Genomic DNA, 17,484 nt, shown 5'->3' on the forward strand with positions numbered 1-17,484 from the left:
GGGCAGCCAAATGGCTGCCCCGCTGGATTTCAGCTACCTCGGCCTCATGCAGGCCGCTCTTCGCCTGCGTTGGGCCTCCACGTGATCAGCCTTTTCTCTGCGACATCGAGAATGAGGTCGATGATGAGGACGAAGACCGCAAGGATGATGATGCCTGCGAAAACGCCGACCGCATCGAAATTGCCTTCCGACCGGGCAATGAGGTAGCCGAGGCCTGCAGAAGCCCCAAGATACTCTCCGATGATCGCGCCAACCACCGCAAAGCCGACGGAGGTGCGCAGCGACGACAAAATCCAGCTCGCCGCAGCGGGAAAATAGACATGACGCAGCAGATCCGTGCGCCGCGCCCCGAGGATGCGGGTATTTGACAGCACGACCGGATTTACTTCGCGCACACCCTGCATGGCGTTGAAAAAGGTGACGAAAAAGACGAGCGTAACCGCAAGGGCAACTTTCGACCACAGACCGAGGCCAAGCCAGAGAACGAATATCGGAGCCAAGACGACGCGGGGAATGGCATTTACCGCCTTGATGAACGGATCGAGCACGCGGGCGACGAAGGGGCTGAGGCCCAGCCAGACGCCAGCACCTACCCCGAGACCGGTGCCGATGAGATAACCGAGCACGGTTTCGCTGAGGGTAATGCCGACATGCTTGTAGAAGCCGGCATCCGCAACCCAGTCGATCACCTGCCTGACGATATCGTAGGGTGCGGGAAAGAAGAAGCGATCAATGGCGCCGGAGGACACACCGAGTTGCCATCCGCCAAGAAGCACGACCAGGAGAACGACCTGGATGATACGAACATTAACGGCTTGCATAGCTTTTCTCCACTTCGCCGCGCAGGGACGCCCAGATATCGCGATAGAGCGTCATGAATTTCGGATCGAGTTTGATTTCAGCGACGTTGCGGGGTCGTTCGAGATCGACGGGAAAGCTCTCGATGACACGGCTCTTCGGACCCGCAGCCAGAACGACGACCCGATCTCCGAGCGCAATAGCCTCCTCCAGATCATGGGTAATCATGACCACCGCCCGGCGATCCTCCTGCCACAGGCGCAGCAATTCGTTCTGCATGAGATGGCGGGTGTGGATATCGAGTGCCGAGAAGGGCTCGTCCATCAGGATGACCTTCGGCTCGGTAATCAGCGCCTGCGCCATCTGTACGCGTTTACGCTGCCCGCCGGAAAGCTGATGCGGAAAACGGTCGCCAAAACCCTTGAGGCCGACTTTTTCAAGCCATGCCATGACCTTGGCACGCCGCTCGTCCTCGGCAACGCCCCGGAACATCAGACCAAGCTCGACGTTTTGAAATGCGGTCTTCCAGGGAAGGAGGGCGTCCTGCTGAAACAGATATCCGATATTGTTCTGCACGCCCTGGACCGCTGAACCGTCGATGGAAACCGTGCCCTGCGCGGGCTTCAGCAAGCCAGCAATGGCATTGAGGATGGTCGACTTTCCGCACCCGGTCGGTCCGACAATGGAAAGAAACTCGCCATCGCCGACCTTGAGGTTAACGTCTTGGACTGCAACAAACGCACCGAATGCCATGGTGACGTTCTCGATCGCGACCATGGGCTGTGGTTTGAAGTCCGCCACTGGCTCTAGCTTTCTGACTGGGGATGACATGGCGGCCTCTCAGTTTGCAGCCTTCGAAGCCGCGGCTTCGACGAACTTGTTGGTATAGGTGGTGTTGAGGTCGATCGACGCCTTTGCCACTGCCTCGTTGAAGGTCTTGAGAACGGCAAGCGGCGTTTCGAGATCGCCGGGCTCGAATTTGCCGTCTTCCGAGAAGATAGCCTTCGCGGCTTCGACGGCCTTGATGTAGGTTTTCTTGTCCCCGGACACGAAGTCGTCAGGAAGCTTCTCGACGATTTCTTCCGCCGAATGCTGCTTCATCCAGTGCAGCGCCCGTACCGTGGCATTGGTGACCTTCTGGATCACTTCGGGATTCGCGTCGATATACTCCTGGGTCGCGTAAAGCACGGAGGTCGGATAGATGCCGCCATAAACATCTTTTGCGCCCTGATCGCTGCGTGCATCGATGAGGATTTTGCCCAGCCCGCGTTCGACGACAATCGTGGCCGCCGGGTCATAATTGACGAGCAGATCGATCTTGCCCTGCTGCAGGGCCGCAACGGCGGCAGCACCCGAGCCGACGCCAATGATGGAGATATCGTTGTCGCTTAAATTGTGCTGCTTCATATAGTAGCGAATGAAGAAGTCCGAGGAAGAGCCTGGCGAGGTGATGCCGACCTTCTTGCCCTTGATCGTCTCAGGCTTTGCAGGATCGAAGTCAGTATCGTTCTTGCCTGCAAGAACCAGACCCGAGTTGCGGGCGAGCTGAACGAAGCCCACGACGTGCTTGTTCTGGGACTGCATCTGAATGGTGTGGTCATAAAAACCGACGGCGACGTCCGTGGAGCCAGCGACGAGCGCCTGTAGCACCTTCGAGCCTCCCTGGGCAAAGTTCTCGGTCGTCACATCAAGCCCCTCTTCCTTATAAAAGCCGAGGCTGGCCGCAACGGGGAAAGGCAGGTTGTTGAGGTTGTATGAGCCGACGCTCATTCTGACAGATTCGGCATTGGCGGTTGCCGCCAGCGCACAGAGCGCAGCCGTTGCAAGCAGGTATTTACGCATGAGGGTCTCCTCCCGTTTCGCGATATTTTAGCCACTATGGCCTTGTCTATGCTGCGTCTTCAATCACAGCCATCGGCTTGGCGAAGGCAAAGCCTTCGAACAGCCTGCGCGCCGTCCTTACAAGTCCGGCTGTTATGGCTCCGTTTCGCATTTCCAGCTGTACATCCAGACGGCCTGCGGGATGTTCGATGCGGATCTGGGTCGGCACGGAAAGCCCTCCTGCCGCACTATAGGCGACGGTGCCTTCCGTTACGGCCGCCGTCGCGATGCCGACAGCGCCGGTTGTCGCGAGGGCAGGATGGCACTCGTTCGGCATGAAATACCTGACCGAAAACGTTCCACCCCGCCGCGCCGGCGCAATGAGCACCGGCTTTGGAATGACCATATCCCGAACGTCTCCCATCCCCATCATCTTTCCAGCCTCGATGCGTATGCGGGTCATCCGTTCAATCAGGTCTCGATTGGCGGAGAGCGATTGCGGATCTTCGTAGCCGGCGACGCCGAGATCGGCTGCCCGCATGAGAACCATCGGAATGGCGCAATCTATCGCCGTTACATCCACCCCGTCGATCACATCGACGGGTTTTCCGGTCGGCAGCAGCCTGCCGGTTTTCGCGCCGGCTGCATCCATGAATGTCAATGCGATGGGTGCTGCAAGACCCGGAACACCGTCGATCGATGCGTCACCAAGATAAATTACCTCGCGGCCCCGCGTCGGCACCTTCGCCTCGATCAGTTTGCCGGTATTCACGTTGTGAATCCTGACAAGCGTATCGTTACCCTGCGCCGGCACGAGCCCCGCCTCAATCGCGAAGGGACCGACGGCGGCCAGCATATTCCCGCAATTGGGGGAATAATCGACATGCTGCCTGTCGGTGCGCACCTGTGCGAACAGATAATCAATATCGGCGCCGGCGACCGTGGAAGGTCCGATGATCGCCACCTTCGACGTAACCGGATTGCCCCCGCCGATACCGTCGATCTGCAGCGGATGGCCTGAGCCCATGATGGACAGCAGAGCCGCATCCCTTGCCGCCGGATCTCGGGGCAAATCGGAAGCCAGAAAGAACGGTCCGCGAGACGTTCCGCCGCGCATCAGCACACAGGGTATCTTCATCAGATCGTTCATGATTAGCCTCAATCTTGCATTTTGCGGATCAATGCGCCGCGTTGTTGCAATATGGGCAAAAGAGTCTAATCTGTTAAATGCAATGTTTTGGAGGTTTATTGCGAAATGAGCATCAATTGCGAAATACTGGATTTGCGCGCATTTCAATCGGTAGTTGAGCTTGAGAGCTTCCACAGGGCAGCGGAGGCGCTGCATATCTCCCAGCCGGCGCTCACCCGCCGCATCCAGAAGCTGGAGCAGGCCATCGGCGCACCGCTTCTGGAGAGAACGACTCGACATGTCGCTCCCACCGCCATGGGCCAGGAGGTGATGCCGCTTGTCCGGCGTATGCTGGAAGAATTCGATGGGTCGCTGTTCGCCATGAAAGATGGCGCGCAACGGCGCGGCCTCATCACGATGGCCTGCGTTCCCACCGCCGCTTTCTACTTTCTTCCCACGGTTATCAAGACCTTCAGTCAGCAATATCCAAACATCAGGCTGCGCATCAGGGATCTGACGGCAAATGAGGGGCTGCAGGCGGTTGCGAGAGGCGAGGTGGAATTCGGCATCAACCTGATGGGCAATTCCGATCCCGAACTGTCATTCGAACCGCTCATCGATGACCCGTTCGTGCTGGCGATGAGGAAAGATCACCCGTTGGCAAATTTCGAAACGATTGAATGGAATCAGCTGGAAGCTTATCCGCTCGTCGTCGTGGACCGTTCGAGCGGCAACAGGACCCTTCTAGACGGCGCGCTTGCGAGACACAATCTAAAGCTGAACTGGTTTTATGAGGTGACTCATCTCAATACGTCGCTCGGGCTGGTCGAAGCCGGGCTGGGGATTTCCGTTCTGCCGCGGCTGGCCACGCCGCAGGACGAACATCCATTTCTCATCACCAGGCCGATCGTCAATCCCGTCGTCTCCCGTACGATTGGCATTGTACAAAGGCGAAGCAGTGCCCTTTCGCCCGCCGCGGAAAAATTCGTCCGGCTGCTGCTGGAGACCTGGAAGACACAGTAGTCACCTGATGGGTCGGGGATGCCCGGGAGGGCCCCTGACCCCGCAATCCTGATCTCCTGAAGTCTTGGAAAGGTTTTTCGCCGTCAGGTTTCTTCGAAGCCGATCGTGCCTCGCACAATCCCGTCGACAGCCTTTGCCGGCACGTCCTGCTGTGGCCACCGCTGCAGGGCTTCGAGTCCGGCCTCGGTCAGACCGTAGACTCCCCGGTCGAGTCGTACGAACCAGCCGTAAACATTCGAAAGCAGTATCTTCCCGGCATCGGGTATATTGGACCTGACCTCACGCACGCGCATCGGACCCGACGCCAGCGCCACGGCGCAGCCAAGCGCCTGCTGGCGATACGCTGTCATTATTGGCATGCGCGTGCTCCCACCCGCCGTGGGATCGCCCCGCCGCCTCTGGTGTTCCCGCATGAGCCGCGACCGCCGTTTCGGATTGGTTCGCGGCATCGGCGAAACGGCGCCGACGATGATGCTGACGTCACCGGCATCGGAGATTCCCAGCATACCGATCCCGAGCCTGCGGCAAAGATCGCGGTAGCGCCTGTCAGCCTCGCGGCCCTTACCCCTGGCAGAGACCCGGGCGGCGATCCACACCTCATCTGCGATAGCTGCGCGATCGACAGCCTGCAAAATGAGCTCCAGATTGAAGCTCAGCTTTAGCTCGCAGATGACGACGACGGGGGGATCGTTATCGCTCAAGCCAACAAGATCACAGCCGCCGACTTCGCCCTTGACGGTATAACCCGCCTCTTCGAGGAAATCTTTCACGGGCAGATAAAGCGAAGTTTCCATATGCCTGAAGGTTCACGTGCCTACACTACCCCCAGATATATCGATCCGCCTGCACAGGACAACCTCTTGGTTGGCACGTGAAGCGTCAGACCTGATCCAGTGAAAGGGTCAGGTCGGCGATAAGATCGTCGGGGTGTTCGATGCCGATTGACAGCCGGATCGTGGAATCAAGCACACCGATACGCTGACGGACATCGGCAGGAACGCCTGAATGCGTCATCGTTGCGGGATGAGAAGCAAGGGACTCCGTGCCGCCAAGGCTTACCGCAAGTTTGAATATGTTGAGCGCATTGAGAAATTTGAAAGATGCGGCCTGCCCGCCGACAATGTCGAACGAGAAGGTGGATCCTGCCCCCGAACATTGGGCGGCAAACACCTTGCCAACCGCGGATGCCGGATCGCTGAATGGTAGGTAGTGGATTTTTTCGACCTTGGGATGGGCATTCAGGAATTCAGCCACAAGCCTGGCGTTGCTGTCCGCCCGTTCCATCCTGATTTGCAGCGTCTCCAGGGAACGTCCGAGCATCCAGCACGAGTGCGGATCGAGCTGCGTGCCGATCGCCCCACGTAGGGCCTTCACCTGCTTCATCACATCCTTGCGCCCCAGCGCCGCCCCGGCGATAAGATCGGAATGCCCGCCAACATATTTTGTCAGCGAATAGAGCGAAATATCGGCGCCATGTTCTATGGGCCGCTGGAATACAGGACCAAGAAGCGTGTTATCGCAGGCGATGATCGGCCTGTGCCCCTGCCTTTTGCCAATCACCTCGGCGACCCGGCCTATCATGGCGATGTCGACAATGCTGTTCGTCGGATTGGCGGGAGTCTCGATCAGGATAACGGACACCCTGCCTTTCGCCATCGCCTCCTCTGCCGCCGCCATGACCGAGGTTTCGCTGACACCATCGGCGAAACCCACTGCCGACACGCCGAAATTATGAAAGGTCTTCGCGAGAAGCGTTTCCGTGCCGCCGTAAAGGGGCTGGGAATGGAGCACCGTATCGCCGGGCCGCACGAAGGCGAAAAGCGTCGTCGAAATCGCGGACATGCCCGAGGAGAAGAGCGCACAGCTCTCCGTCCGTTCATAAACTGCAAGACGATCCTCGACGATCTCGCTGTTTGGATGGTTGAAACGCGAATAAACGAGACCGGCGCCTCTGCCCTCCGGCGGCTCCTTGCGCCCGGAGACATAATCGAAGAAGTCGCGACCATCTTCTGCCGACTTGAAAACGAAGGTGGATGTCAAGAACACCGGAGGCTTCACGGCTCCCTCCGACAACTCCGGATCATACCCGTAATTGAGCATCTGGGTTTCGGGATGAAGAGCATGGTTGCCGATATGGGTTTTGGACGGATGCGGCGCGGTCATTTCCGATGATCCCTCAGCTGGCGTTGAACTTCCTGCAGGTTACACGCAATGAACTCGAAATGCCTTGCATTTTGGAGCGTTTATATGCCCCATAAAGCAATATATTGCGGAGAATTGTAATTTATGTCGCAGAAAATTGCAGACCCGATCGACCGGCGGATACTTCGGGAATTGTCCGCCGATGCACGGATCACGAATAACGAACTCGCCGAGCGCGTGGGGCTGTCGGCATCCGCATGTCTACGCCGGCTTCGACGCCTGGAAGAAATGGGTGCCATCAAGGGATATTCCGCCATCATCGACTCGGCGATCGAGGGATGGACCATGACCGCTCTCGCATCCATTCGCCTCAGCCGCCAGCACGATGATGAAATCCGGATGTTCGAAGCGGCGGTTCTTGAGTGGGACGAGGTTCTCGAATGTCATCTTGTCACGGGCACGAAGGATTACATGCTGAAGGTTATGTGCGGCGGACTGGAGGATTACGAGCGTTTCATCAAGGACAAGATCGCGAAGCTGAAATGCGTGGACACCATCGAGACCAGCTTCGTCATGAATACGATCAAGACGCGGCGCATCTGGTCGTCGTAACGCGCGGACAATGTCGCGCTGGCTGCATGCTGTCCGCACCTTCCGGGGGAAATTTCGATCCGAATTAGGGTCGTGGCGGGTTGAGATGATGTACGGCAAAGGGTATCAGGTGCCCCATTCTCGGGCGGCTCTTCCGCAAGCAACAAGGCACATCCTGACATGAACCCGGACTTCCTCGTCACCCATTCCGGCGGCTTCCATGCCGATGAACTTCTGTCGAGCGTTGTGCTGACACGGCTTTTCCCGCAGGCCCGCCTCATCCGCAGCAGGGCACCGGAATGGCTCGCTGCCGGTGCGGACCGCATCATCTACGACGTGGGCGGCGCCTACGACGCAGCAAGAGGAATGTTCGACCACCACCAGCGCGGCGCGCCGTTACGCGATGACGGACAGCCCTACAGTTCGTTCGGGCTGATCTGGAAGCATTTCGGCCGCGATTATCTTGCTGCCTTCGGCGTTCCAGAAGACCACATCGAAACCATTCACGCTTCTTTCGATGCCGGTTTTGTGTTGCCTGTTGACCTGGTTGACAATGGGGCGCTCAGCCCCTCGACGGCCGGACCGCTCGCCGGGCTGACCCTGCCCGTCCTGCTCGAAACTCTGAAACCCGTTTTTGATGACACCGATCCCGAAGCGGACAATCGCAATTTCCACGCGGCGCTGGGCATTGCCCGCAGCTTCGTTGAGGCAAAAATAATCAACAGTGCCGCAAAGTTGCGCGCCGAAGCGCTAGTAAAGCAGGCTATCGTGGATGCTGGCGAAGGGCATATTCTCGAGTTGCCGATGGGAATGCCGTTCCGGCCCGCCATCGTGAAGGCAGGCGCCGATCATCTGCTCTTCGTCGTTCATCCGCGTAACAACGACTGGTGCCTGACCGGTATCCGGCGCGCCGACGAGGGCTTCGCGTTGCGGGCGGATCTGCCGGCGGCCTGGGCAGGCCTGACTGACAAGGATCTGGAAGCGATTTGTGGCGTGGAAGGCGCGAGCTTCTGCCATAACGGCCGGTTTGTCGCAGCTGCAAAGACCCGCGACGCCGCGTTGGCCATGGCAGAACTGGCGGTAAAAGAGGCTCTCTCCGTCAGCAACAATGCACCGGCGACAGAGCCGTCAAATGGCGGGATCTGAACGCCTGGCTGCTGATGCGGTTCGGGCGGGGCAAATCCGCGATCCTGTCTGCATTTTTTAAAACGCGGTTCTCCGCATAGCGTCTGGACGCAAATTTCTGCGGAACAATCTGTAGATGTTGAAGTTACCCTTCGTGAGGAGGAGGACCATCTATGACCAGCAGAGCCATTTTTGCGGGGGCAGCAACTGCCCTGTCGATGCTTTTTTCCACCGCCGCACTGGCCCAGACCGACCTCACGATGTGGTATCACGGCGCAGGCAATGTTGAAGAACGCAAGATTCTGGCCGGCATCATCGAGGACTTCAACTCGTCCCAGTCGGACTGGCGGGTCTTGCTTCAGGAATTCCCCCAGAATGCATATAATGAATCCGTCACCGCTGCTGCGCTTTCCAACAAGCTGCCGGACATTTTGGATGTCGACGGTCCGAACATGCCCAACTGGGCGTGGTCCGGATATTTGCAACCACTGAAGATCGACGAGACAAAGCTTGCGAATTTCCTGCCCGGTGCCGTGGGCCGGTGGGGAGACAAGCTATATTCGGTCGGCCTGTGGGACGCTGCCGTGGCGGTATTCGCCCGCAAATCGGTGCTCGATGAAAACGGTGTCCGCATTCCAACTCTTGAACAGCCGTGGACCGGCGAGGAATTCAACGCAGCCCTTGAGAAGCTCGCTGCCAGCGGCAAGTTCGAATATGCCATCGATCTCGGCATGGCTGATAAAACCGAATGGTACAGCTATGCCTTCAGTCCCTTTCTGGAAAGTTTCGGCGGCAGCCTGATCGGCAAGGAGAATTATCAAACCGCCGAGGACTTCCTCAATGGAGACAATGCCGTCAAGTTCGGGGAGTGGTGGCAATCCCTGTTCGCCAAGAAGCTTGCCCCCGGGACATCGCAATCACCCGCCGACCACGAAACCGGATTTCTGGAAGGTCGCCACGCCTTGCAATGGATGGGCAACTGGGTTGCGGTGAAGGCTCTGGAAAAATACGGAGACGATCTGCTTTTCCTGCCTGCGCCTGATTTCGGGCAGGGTCCGAAAATCGGCGCGGGGTCATGGCAGTTTGGTGTTTCGGCCACCAGCAAGCATCCCGAAGGCGCTTCCGCCTTCATCGAATTCGCCATCCAGGACAAATATCTCGCGCAGTTCTCGGATGCGATCGGTCTTATCCCGGCCACGCCCTCGGCAGCCCAGATGACGAAGAATTACAAGAAGGGCGGCCCGCTCGAAGTTTTCTTCGAACTATCCAGACGCCAGGGTACGTTGCGTCCTGTCACTCCGGCCTACGCCTTCATCTCGCCGGTCTTCTCCAAGGCTCTTTCCGACATTGCCAACGGTGCGGATGTGGCCGATACCCTCGATAATGCAACGGACGAGATAAACAACAATCTGGAACGCAATTCCGGTTACCAACCCAAATAGGGGCGTGATCGATGGCGCTCTTTTCTTCACAGGGAAAACCGGCCCGGGACAGCTTCACGGGCTGGTTCATGGCCGCACCGGCGGTGGTGCTGATCGGGCTCTTCCTGATCACACCATTTCTGCTGGGGCTGGGTTTTTCCTTCACCAACCAGAGGCTCACATCTCCCAACCCGACGGAGTTCGTCGGCTTTGAAAACTACAGCCGGCTGCTGGGCGTCGGTTTGCTGACGCTCAAGCCGGAAAGGCAGGCCGATGGAAGCATCAGCCGGGATGCGGATGGCTCCATCTCCTATCCGAGAATTCGTAATTTCACCCGCAACAACCCCGACTATCCTCATCTGGACGGAATGCGGGAATATAAGAACTTCAGCTGGGGCGAGAACCGGATCGTCATTCTCGCACGCGACGTCGTATTCCTGACAGCCGTCGTAAACACCCTTTCCTTCGTGGTCGTGGTCGCGCCGGTTCAGGCGGCGCTGGCGCTGTTTCTTGCCCTGTTGGTGAACCAGAAAATCCCCGGCGTCACGATTTTTCGTGCGATCTATTTCATGCCTGTGGTCTTGTCGGTGGTGGTGGTGGCGCTTCTCTGGCGGTTTATTTATGCCGCCGATAATGGGCTCTTGAACAGCCTTCTGAGCTATATGAGTTTCGGGCTCTTCCAGCCTGTCGACTGGCTGGGCAGAACCGATACCGCCTTATGGGCCATTCTGGTGATGTCAGTCTGGCAGGGCGTCGGTTTCCATATGGTCATCTGGCTTTCCGGCCTGCAGACCATCTCGCCCGATCTCTACGAGGCAGCGGACATTGAAGGCGCGAGCCGCTGGCAGAAGTTCTGCATGATAACCTGGCCGCTGCTGCGCAACACGGCCGTGCTCGTTATCATCGTCATCACCATGCAGGCTTTTGCGCTTTTTGCGCAGATCGATGTGATGACCAAAGGCGGGCCTCGCGACTCTACGCAGAGCATCGTCTATCAGGCGGTTGAGCGAGGATACCGCCAGCAGGACATAGCGGCGGGCTCCGCAATTTCTGTCGTCCTTTTCCTGCTTGTCCTGTGCATTTCGCTGACCCAGCGCTACCTGACAAGGGAGAAGCAATGATGCAGGCCGGACGCCGCAAAAGTCCCGTTTTTCTCATCGGCAATTACGCGCTCATGCTCGCCTTCGCGGCGATCTTCATCCTGCCCCTGTTGTTCATGGGGTTCTCATCGCTAAAACCGAACGACCAGCTGTTGAGCGATGCGACTTCGATACGAGCCTTCCTGCCGGTGGGAGATCTTTCGCTCGAAAACTATACTGCGGCTTTCGCCCGGGCGCCGATTGCGACCTTCATATTCAATTCCGTTGTGGTGACTGGCGTCACCGTATTTCTCGCCCTGCTGCTCGGCTCGCTTGCCGCCTTCGCTTTTACGTTTTTGAACTGGCGCGGCAAGGACCTTCTCTTCTCTATCATTCTCGCCACGCTCATTATTCCGTTTGAGACGATTGCCGTACCACTGCTGCTGGAGGTTAACAATCCGCCATGGATCGGCAGCGGCGGGTTTACCTGGGGTTGGCTCAATTCCTGGCATGTGCAGATCATTCCATGGATCGCGGACGGATTGACGATTTTTCTCTTCGTCCAATATTTCAAGGATCTGCCGAAGGAATTACTGGAGGCGGCACGCATCGACGGAGCCAGCTGGCTGCGTATCTACGCACAGGTGGTAATGCCGCTCAGCGGGCCGGTGATCGCAACAGCTGCGATCTTGAAGTTTCTCGTCATGTACAGCCAGCAGTATCTATGGCCGCTTCTCGTCACGCAGTCCGAGGCTTACCGGCCGGTTATGGTGGGGCTGCAGTATTTCTTCCAGCTCAACACGCCCTGGGGTGAAGTCATGGCCTATCTCACCATTATTACCCTGCCGGTGCTGATATTTTACCTGTGTCTGCAGAGACTTTTCATCTCCAGCATCGCAGCAAGCGGGATAAAGGGATAGCGTTGTGACGGCTGCCCGGCATCTTAAACCGCAAGGCCCGCCGCCATCCGTTCTTCTCGCGATCCCACGACAACAACATCCTCCTTACCCCCTGCCGGGGCGGGTATAATTCCGACAGGGACGCGTGCAACTGCTTTCTCTCAAAAACGGGTTCCAGTCTTTCGCCGCCAGGATTGCCCAGGCAGTAGCGCCGACATGCGGCAGTCTGAAATATTTGAAATCGGCAGAGGTCGAGGCAGGCCCGATCATCAGCCCCGTCGTCAACTCCGGCCCGACAGTGGCATAGACCAGACCATCGGGCGATACCTCAACATCAATGGTGGCAAGCAGGGCTTCGGCGCGCCCGGCGTGGCCTGCATGCTGAAACGCAAGCGCTGCCTGCGCCGTGCCTTCCAGCCAGATGCCGTCCCGGTCATCGTTGAAATCAAAGCCTTCCCCGACCGCATAGTGCCGGTCGATCCATTCCAGCACGCGCTCGGCGCGGCCGCGGAATTCCGGAACGGCGAGGATGGGCCAGAGTTCGGAATCTATTCCCGACTGGGTTAAATTGGGCCGATCGCTGCCGGGCAGGCTACCAACATAAAAACGACCCTGCTGCTCATTCCACATGGCGTCGAGGAACTTGCCTGCCCTGTCCTGCATCGTCCGCCAGGTTTTATCGTCCCCACTCTCGGTGAGCCAGCTGGCAACGGCGTAAACGTCAAGATTGTGCTCCGTCGATTTCCAGTCGAGTTTCACCGGAGACGGTTCGTGGCCGAATGTGCCGCCCGTGTAACCGATGTCGCTGTCACCCTTGGTATATGCATCGATCCAGCGCATGATTTTTTCCGCGGCCTGCAAATAGGCTGGATTGTCGGAGCGCTCAGAGGCGGTAAGCAGGGCAAGGGCTGCCCAGGCGAGATTGCCTGTCGCACTGCCGACCTGATAGCCGTCTTCGACCCAGGCATTGCTGGCGGCATTCCAGAAACCGGGCAGGAGCATAACCTCCGTTTTGCTGACGACCGGGCCGGAGCGATAGGCGTTGCGCAGGCGGCCATCACTGTAACGGCGGTCACGGTTCACGGCCAGCAGCAGCGCATCGGCAACCCTTGTTGCTTCTGCGTCTTTCCCACATGCAAAAAGAGCGATGGATGCCAGCGCATTGTCATAGGTAAAACCCGTATTCGAAAGCGCCGGATCGAGCGCCTTGCCATCGGGCGCAGGCTCGAAGCTGCGGAACACGAAGGGCGCGGGAGAACCATCCATCTTCCCGGCAAGACCCGCGCATAAGCGCGAAGCGAGCATATCGCGGACGGATCCGGATGCAGCGCGCCCGTCACCTCCAGCCAACACTGTTATGACACAGGACATCAGGATCGCAGGGATGATCGATCTGAGAGGCATGAGCGGAATTCCCGTTTGATCGAAACCTTTCAAGGCGGCAGCCGGCCATCGGGACCGTGTTGTGTCCGGCAAAGTCCTGTTCAATAGCCCCCTGATTAGCTGAAGGCCCTTGCAAGCAACATCTGCATGGATTTTATCAGGTCGCCCTGTTCCGCCACATTTTCCGGTGCAGTGCGGAAAAGCAGCCGCAGGATACCCCGATGCTGCTCGGCGGTTGCAGCAAGGCAGAATTTTCCGGGTATTAGCTGGTCTTTTGTTGCATCGATCTGCAACCAGCCCACCTCCGGCACGAATATGGCCTGCGCTTCTGTAGAAGAAGTGAAACCCGCAAGCGTCACGGTTTCAGTCGAGAGTGCCACGATCTTCACCCCTGTCACCGCATTGCCCTGCCGTAATTGTCCGCCAAGGTTTACGCTGATCGGCTCCTCCCTGTCGAAACGCGGCAATTCGATGCAGCAGATAAGGCTGATGAAGGCAATCACCATGGCGACGGCCGACCAGATAAGGTTGAGACAATCGCGCGCCGAAAATTCCACGGGTGCGTCCCATCCATAAACGGCAATCAGCACGGAGATGGCCGAAGCGAGGGTTACAAGGGCAAAGAATAGCGCCGTCGGGCCGTGAACGCGCACCTGTGACCTGTCTCCGCCCTTTTCCGTGACCTTGAAGGGGCGTCCGAAAGGTTTTCGCATGGCCTGAAAAAGCGTGATCGTGATCGGAACGGCGGTTAGTGCGTGTGTCACCTCGGTGAAAAGCGGCAGTGTGCGCTTTCCCGATATCCAGGTGGAGTAGGCCCAGAACAGCGCAAGCGATGACAGACCGAGTTGCATGAACATCAACTCATCGGCCTGGAGCGCGGAAACGCCGGTCAGCCAATAGATGGAAGGCGCGAGCAGCAGGCAAAGGATGAAGGGTTTCGAAAGCCAGCAGAACAGGCCGTGCAGATAATGCAGCCGCTGCGTCAGGGTGAAATTGCCGCGCCACAGCGGCCCGGTGCGCAAAAGTCCAATCTGGATGGTGCCGAGACACCAGCGCGTGCGCTGCGTGATATACTCCGGCAGGCCTTCTGCCGATAATCCGACGCTGAGCTTTTCATTGAGCCAGCGTGTCACATACCCCCGTTCCATCAACCGGTAGGTCAGCAGCATGTCTTCCGAAAGTGCATCATGCGGGAAACCTCCGAGTTCGTTCACCGCTGCCCGCCGCAGAACGAAACTCGTTCCGACGCAGAACGCACAACCGACCGCGTCCTTTGCAGGCTGGAATACGTCGAAGAATACCCGTTGATCATCCACGAAGGAATTGCGGATACCGAGATTATGCTGGATGGGGTCGCTGTTGAAATAAAATTGCGGTGTCTGCACCACGGCCACTTTGGGATCGGCAAAAAGTCCGGTCACGCGTGACAGGAAATTGGCCTGCGGCGCAAAATCAGCATCAAGAACCATGATGAAATCTGAAATTTCCGACAGCGCATTGGTGTGGACAAGCGCATTGTTCAGGTTCCCCGCCTTTGCGTGCTTATTGTCCGGCCGCGTCACGTAATTGACGCCGACTGTTTCGCAATAGTCCCGAACCTCGGACCTGCGCGTATCGTCGCAGACGAAAACGCGCAACCGCGGATATTGCATTGCCTGAGCCGCGACAATCGATTTTTCAAGCACGTTCAAAGGTTCATTGTAGGTGCAGATGAACACATCGACCAGCGGCGCATTGGGATCGCCCGTAATCCCGGCTTCGGCTTCGTCTGCAATGGAAGACCAGTCCGTTCGTCTTGTCAGGATCAGGATCGATCCCATCGCATAAAGCACGGAGATCAGTTCGAAAGTGAAATAGATGTAATTCCAGGCGGTTTCCAGCGAAAGCTCGAAGGGAGGCAGCGTATCGGTGGCGCGCCACAAAATATAGACGCTGAGCGAAAGCAGCATGATGGTGCTGAACGCCAGCCGGTCCAGCGTTCGCCGCGGGTCGGCAAGCATGGTGAACAGGATCGCGCAGAGGGCGATGATGAGATTGACATAAAGGACGGACTGAACATCGCCCTCTGAAGTGAAATACATCGCTTGTCCTCATGGTTGACCGGATACGTCCCAAAAGCCGCGCCCGATAGCGTGCGCGAATGAGGCTGCTTCGACTGTGTGAAACAGGTGGGTCGCCCTGCGGGCGTCGTGGACGCGCCCGCAGGGGCTTGCCCAATCCATGCGGGTGTCAGGATTGGGTGCGCGGTGCTTTCGCGGTGGCATCTGCACCGCTGATCGCATGCTGCGTGATGATATCCGGCTTTGTAGTGGGCGCCGCTATTCCCGGCGGCTGTTGCGGCTGCTCGCCCATGCCCATCTGCTCGAATATTTTCTCTCGTGATGTCTCGATGAGCGTCCAGGCGGCCTGCCTCACATCGGGCATTTCGCTGGCGGATGCCTGCGCAAACTGGAAAAGGCTTGCCGATGCCTCATGAACATATTCCCGGGTCTTGCCGAGCCATTCGCGCGGCAGACTTACACTCACCCAGGTACCGACCGAACAGACGCCGTTTTTCATAAACTGGCTCTCGGATGTCCCGGCCATGCGGATATAAGCGTAAAGCTCCCGCCGCTCCGTGGGGGGAAACGGTACGGCATAATCGAGGTCGACGCGTTCGGTGGTCCGGGGCACCAGCCGCTCTACCACCCCGTCCGCTTCCTGCGCCCACGCATCGGCATTTACCTTTACCCTTGAACCCACGGAAAGGGCCTGCGCCTGACGTTCGGAAAAAATTGCCACGACGAAAGCGTTGCGACAGTCGAGCGCCTCCGCCAAGGTGTCGCCGGCCACCACTTCACGTCCCGTCACGGCAACCGGCTTATAAAGCGTCGTGCCCGGCGGAATGGCGAGATCGGCGCGGGTCAGCCTGTCGATACGCGCGGCCTCCGCGGAGGCAAGCGCTTCGAGTTCGCTTTTCCGCGTCTGCATGGTCGTCATCTGCATCTGGATTTGCAGCAGATCGGCGGACCTCGTGCGGATTTCCTGCTGAAGATTTTGCAGGGATTGCAGGTCGGAACCGATATAGATGCCCTGGCGCGCGAAGCTCATTTCCTTGTTCAGCTTGTCGACGGCAACTTTCGCGGCCTGCAGTTTTGTATCTTCAAGTTGTATCGTATCGGCGATGTCGTCGCCAATTCCGAAATAAACGCCCTTGGCAACCAGCTTCTGTTTGCGCACCGCTTCTGCTTTCGCGATGCGGGTCGAATAGGTCACCATCTGCAAAGCAGCCTTTGCCGCTTCAAGGTCGGATTCTGTTCTCTGCAGTAAAGCCGCTTGCTGGCTGAGAAGATCATTGTTCAGATTGTCGACCCGGCTAGCATAATCGCCGATAATCGCATTTTTCTGGCGAAGTTCATTGTCGAGTGCCGCCAGTTGCACTTTCAGGCCGATCAGAGTGGTGTTGTCGACCTTGTCGTTTTCAACAGCCGCCCTGCCGTTACCGGATATTTTCACCACGCCACTGATGGGGGTCGTCAGCGGAATGACGGGAGCATTGATCAAGGCGCGGTTTGTCTGCGAAGTGAAGACAGGTGGAAACACGGAGGAGGAAAACACTGTGGCGACAACACCGAGAACAGTATATGAGGCCAGCCTGACCGAGGCGCCTTGAGGTTTTTCTTTATCTCTATTGCGGAACAGCATGGCACGAACTCCTGTTTTGTTGAACAGCATTTCCTCCCGCAGTATTAAAATAGTCCATCAAGTTTTTTTGCAGCGCAACATCGTTAAGATTGCATTAAGACATTTTCCGAAATTGCCGAAATACTATGCATCTGCCGGCTTTATGGACGCAAAATTTCACCCATGAAAACTTCCTGGGTCAAATTTCAGTCGTTCCATATTAGCTGTGCCTTTATAGCGGCAGCCGGCACCCGCCTTGTGCACTTTGCTCGACCGGGGCGCACAACCTGAGAATGTACCGCGTTTCCACTATGGCAGAGAGAAAAATTTTAAAGAATCGCTTTGGCGGCAGGTCGCTCTGCTCTGAGCGCCGAAAGCGGCTTCACTCTTCCGTGCTTCGGGCAAAATAT

Annotated in this window: 15 protein-coding genes; 6 read left to right on the plus strand and 9 right to left on the minus strand. The window is 57.7% G+C overall.

Annotated elements, in window-relative coordinates:
• Positions 1 to 44 precede the first annotated feature (44 nt).
• Genes QE453_RS03420 through QE453_RS03435 form a run of 4 tightly spaced genes read right to left on the minus strand, consistent with a single transcriptional unit; the run spans position 45 to position 3,769 of the window.
• Complete coding sequence (locus QE453_RS03420) at positions 45 to 821, minus strand: ABC transporter permease (RefSeq protein ID WP_004445883.1); 777 nt, start codon at positions 819 to 821, stop codon at positions 45 to 47.
• Positions 808 to 1,629, minus strand: coding sequence for an ABC transporter ATP-binding protein (locus QE453_RS03425; protein WP_077985811.1), 822 nt, complete (start codon positions 1,627 to 1,629; stop codon positions 808 to 810). The genes QE453_RS03420 and QE453_RS03425 overlap by 14 nt, the downstream gene beginning before the upstream one ends.
• A gap of 9 nt (positions 1,630 to 1,638) precedes the next feature.
• Positions 1,639 to 2,640 carry an ABC transporter substrate-binding protein gene (locus QE453_RS03430; protein WP_022563095.1) on the minus strand — a complete coding sequence of 334 codons (1,002 nt, stop codon included), beginning with the start codon at positions 2,638 to 2,640 and terminating at the stop codon, positions 1,639 to 1,641.
• Between the two features lie 46 nt (positions 2,641 to 2,686).
• Positions 2,687 to 3,769, minus strand: a complete 1,083-nt coding sequence (locus tag QE453_RS03435) for a 4-oxalomesaconate tautomerase (RefSeq protein ID WP_309776374.1) — start codon at positions 3,767 to 3,769, stop codon at positions 2,687 to 2,689.
• A gap of 105 nt (positions 3,770 to 3,874) precedes the next feature.
• On the opposite strand from QE453_RS03435, the gene QE453_RS03440 reads away from it, so the two are divergent.
• Positions 3,875 to 4,771, plus strand: a complete 897-nt coding sequence (locus tag QE453_RS03440) for a LysR family transcriptional regulator (RefSeq protein WP_004445891.1) — start codon at positions 3,875 to 3,877, stop codon at positions 4,769 to 4,771.
• 83 nt (positions 4,772 to 4,854) lie between these two features.
• On the opposite strand, the gene QE453_RS03445 is transcribed toward QE453_RS03440, so the two are convergent.
• The gene (locus tag QE453_RS03445) at positions 4,855 to 5,565 is read right to left on the minus strand and encodes a DUF2161 domain-containing phosphodiesterase (protein WP_006697220.1); all 711 of its coding nucleotides are present in this window, start codon (positions 5,563 to 5,565) and stop codon (positions 4,855 to 4,857) included.
• A gap of 85 nt (positions 5,566 to 5,650) precedes the next feature.
• Complete coding sequence (locus QE453_RS03450) at positions 5,651 to 6,934, minus strand: cystathionine gamma-synthase family protein (RefSeq protein WP_004445895.1); 1,284 nt, start codon at positions 6,932 to 6,934, stop codon at positions 5,651 to 5,653.
• A gap of 123 nt (positions 6,935 to 7,057) precedes the next feature.
• On the opposite strand from QE453_RS03450, the gene QE453_RS03455 reads away from it, so the two are divergent.
• The 5 genes from QE453_RS03455 to QE453_RS03475 all read left to right on the plus strand — a co-directional run bounded on the left by QE453_RS03455 (position 7,058) and on the right by QE453_RS03475 (position 12,049).
• A complete protein-coding gene (locus tag QE453_RS03455; protein WP_309776375.1) occupies positions 7,058 to 7,525 on the plus strand; it encodes an Lrp/AsnC family transcriptional regulator in 468 nt (155 codons plus the stop codon).
• Between the two features lie 159 nt (positions 7,526 to 7,684).
• Entirely contained in the window at positions 7,685 to 8,650 is a 966-nt protein-coding gene (locus QE453_RS03460) for an MYG1 family protein (RefSeq protein ID WP_309776376.1), read from the plus strand.
• A gap of 152 nt (positions 8,651 to 8,802) precedes the next feature.
• Positions 8,803 to 10,071 carry an extracellular solute-binding protein gene (locus tag QE453_RS03465; RefSeq protein WP_309776377.1) on the plus strand — a complete coding sequence of 423 codons (1,269 nt, stop codon included), beginning with the start codon at positions 8,803 to 8,805 and terminating at the stop codon, positions 10,069 to 10,071.
• Between the two features lie 11 nt (positions 10,072 to 10,082).
• Complete coding sequence (locus QE453_RS03470) at positions 10,083 to 11,171, plus strand: carbohydrate ABC transporter permease (protein ID WP_112416160.1); 1,089 nt, start codon at positions 10,083 to 10,085, stop codon at positions 11,169 to 11,171.
• Positions 11,168 to 12,049 (plus strand): carbohydrate ABC transporter permease, encoded by an 882-nt coding sequence (locus tag QE453_RS03475; protein ID WP_309776378.1) that lies wholly within the window; start codon positions 11,168 to 11,170, stop codon positions 12,047 to 12,049. Before QE453_RS03470 ends, QE453_RS03475 begins: the two co-directional genes overlap by 4 nt.
• 84 nt (positions 12,050 to 12,133) lie before the next feature.
• Here the strand turns inward: QE453_RS03475 and QE453_RS03480 are convergent, their stop codons facing one another.
• The 3 genes from QE453_RS03480 to QE453_RS03490 form a co-directional block, all read right to left on the minus strand.
• The gene (locus QE453_RS03480) at positions 12,134 to 13,432 is read right to left on the minus strand and encodes a hypothetical protein (RefSeq protein ID WP_309776379.1); all 1,299 of its coding nucleotides are present in this window, start codon (positions 13,430 to 13,432) and stop codon (positions 12,134 to 12,136) included.
• 95 nt (positions 13,433 to 13,527) lie between these two features.
• Positions 13,528 to 15,492, minus strand: a complete 1,965-nt coding sequence (locus QE453_RS03485) for a glycosyltransferase family 2 protein (RefSeq protein ID WP_309776380.1) — start codon at positions 15,490 to 15,492, stop codon at positions 13,528 to 13,530.
• 148 nt (positions 15,493 to 15,640) lie between these two features.
• Complete coding sequence (locus QE453_RS03490; protein WP_244405749.1) at positions 15,641 to 17,095, minus strand: HlyD family efflux transporter periplasmic adaptor subunit; 1,455 nt, start codon at positions 17,093 to 17,095, stop codon at positions 15,641 to 15,643.
• Positions 17,096 to 17,484: the final 389 nt, after the last annotated feature.

Origin of the sequence: Agrobacterium sp. SORGH_AS_0440, from assembly GCF_031453135.1 — a bacterium.
In the GTDB taxonomy this organism is placed as follows: domain Bacteria; phylum Pseudomonadota; class Alphaproteobacteria; order Rhizobiales; family Rhizobiaceae; genus Agrobacterium; species Agrobacterium pusense.

Coding starts and splice junctions, on each gene's coding strand:
- QE453_RS03420 (WP_004445883.1), bottom strand. CDS start 821: ATGCAAGCCGTTAATGTTCGTATCATCCAGGTCGTTCTCCTGGTCGTG.
- QE453_RS03425 (WP_077985811.1), bottom strand. CDS start 1,629: ATGTCATCCCCAGTCAGAAAGCTAGAGCCAGTGGCGGACTTCAAACCA.
- QE453_RS03430 (WP_022563095.1), bottom strand. CDS start 2,640: ATGCGTAAATACCTGCTTGCAACGGCTGCGCTCTGTGCGCTGGCGGCA.
- QE453_RS03435 (WP_309776374.1), bottom strand. CDS start 3,769: ATGAACGATCTGATGAAGATACCCTGTGTGCTGATGCGCGGCGGAACG.
- QE453_RS03440 (WP_004445891.1), top strand. CDS start 3,875: ATGAGCATCAATTGCGAAATACTGGATTTGCGCGCATTTCAATCGGTA.
- QE453_RS03445 (WP_006697220.1), bottom strand. CDS start 5,565: ATGGAAACTTCGCTTTATCTGCCCGTGAAAGATTTCCTCGAAGAGGCG.
- QE453_RS03450 (WP_004445895.1), bottom strand. CDS start 6,934: ATGACCGCGCCGCATCCGTCCAAAACCCATATCGGCAACCATGCTCTT.
- QE453_RS03455 (WP_309776375.1), top strand. CDS start 7,058: ATGTCGCAGAAAATTGCAGACCCGATCGACCGGCGGATACTTCGGGAA.
- QE453_RS03460 (WP_309776376.1), top strand. CDS start 7,685: ATGAACCCGGACTTCCTCGTCACCCATTCCGGCGGCTTCCATGCCGAT.
- QE453_RS03465 (WP_309776377.1), top strand. CDS start 8,803: ATGACCAGCAGAGCCATTTTTGCGGGGGCAGCAACTGCCCTGTCGATG.
- QE453_RS03470 (WP_112416160.1), top strand. CDS start 10,083: ATGGCGCTCTTTTCTTCACAGGGAAAACCGGCCCGGGACAGCTTCACG.
- QE453_RS03475 (WP_309776378.1), top strand. CDS start 11,168: ATGATGCAGGCCGGACGCCGCAAAAGTCCCGTTTTTCTCATCGGCAAT.
- QE453_RS03480 (WP_309776379.1), bottom strand. CDS start 13,432: ATGCCTCTCAGATCGATCATCCCTGCGATCCTGATGTCCTGTGTCATA.
- QE453_RS03485 (WP_309776380.1), bottom strand. CDS start 15,492: ATGTATTTCACTTCAGAGGGCGATGTTCAGTCCGTCCTTTATGTCAAT.
- QE453_RS03490 (WP_244405749.1), bottom strand. CDS start 17,095: ATGCTGTTCCGCAATAGAGATAAAGAAAAACCTCAAGGCGCCTCGGTC.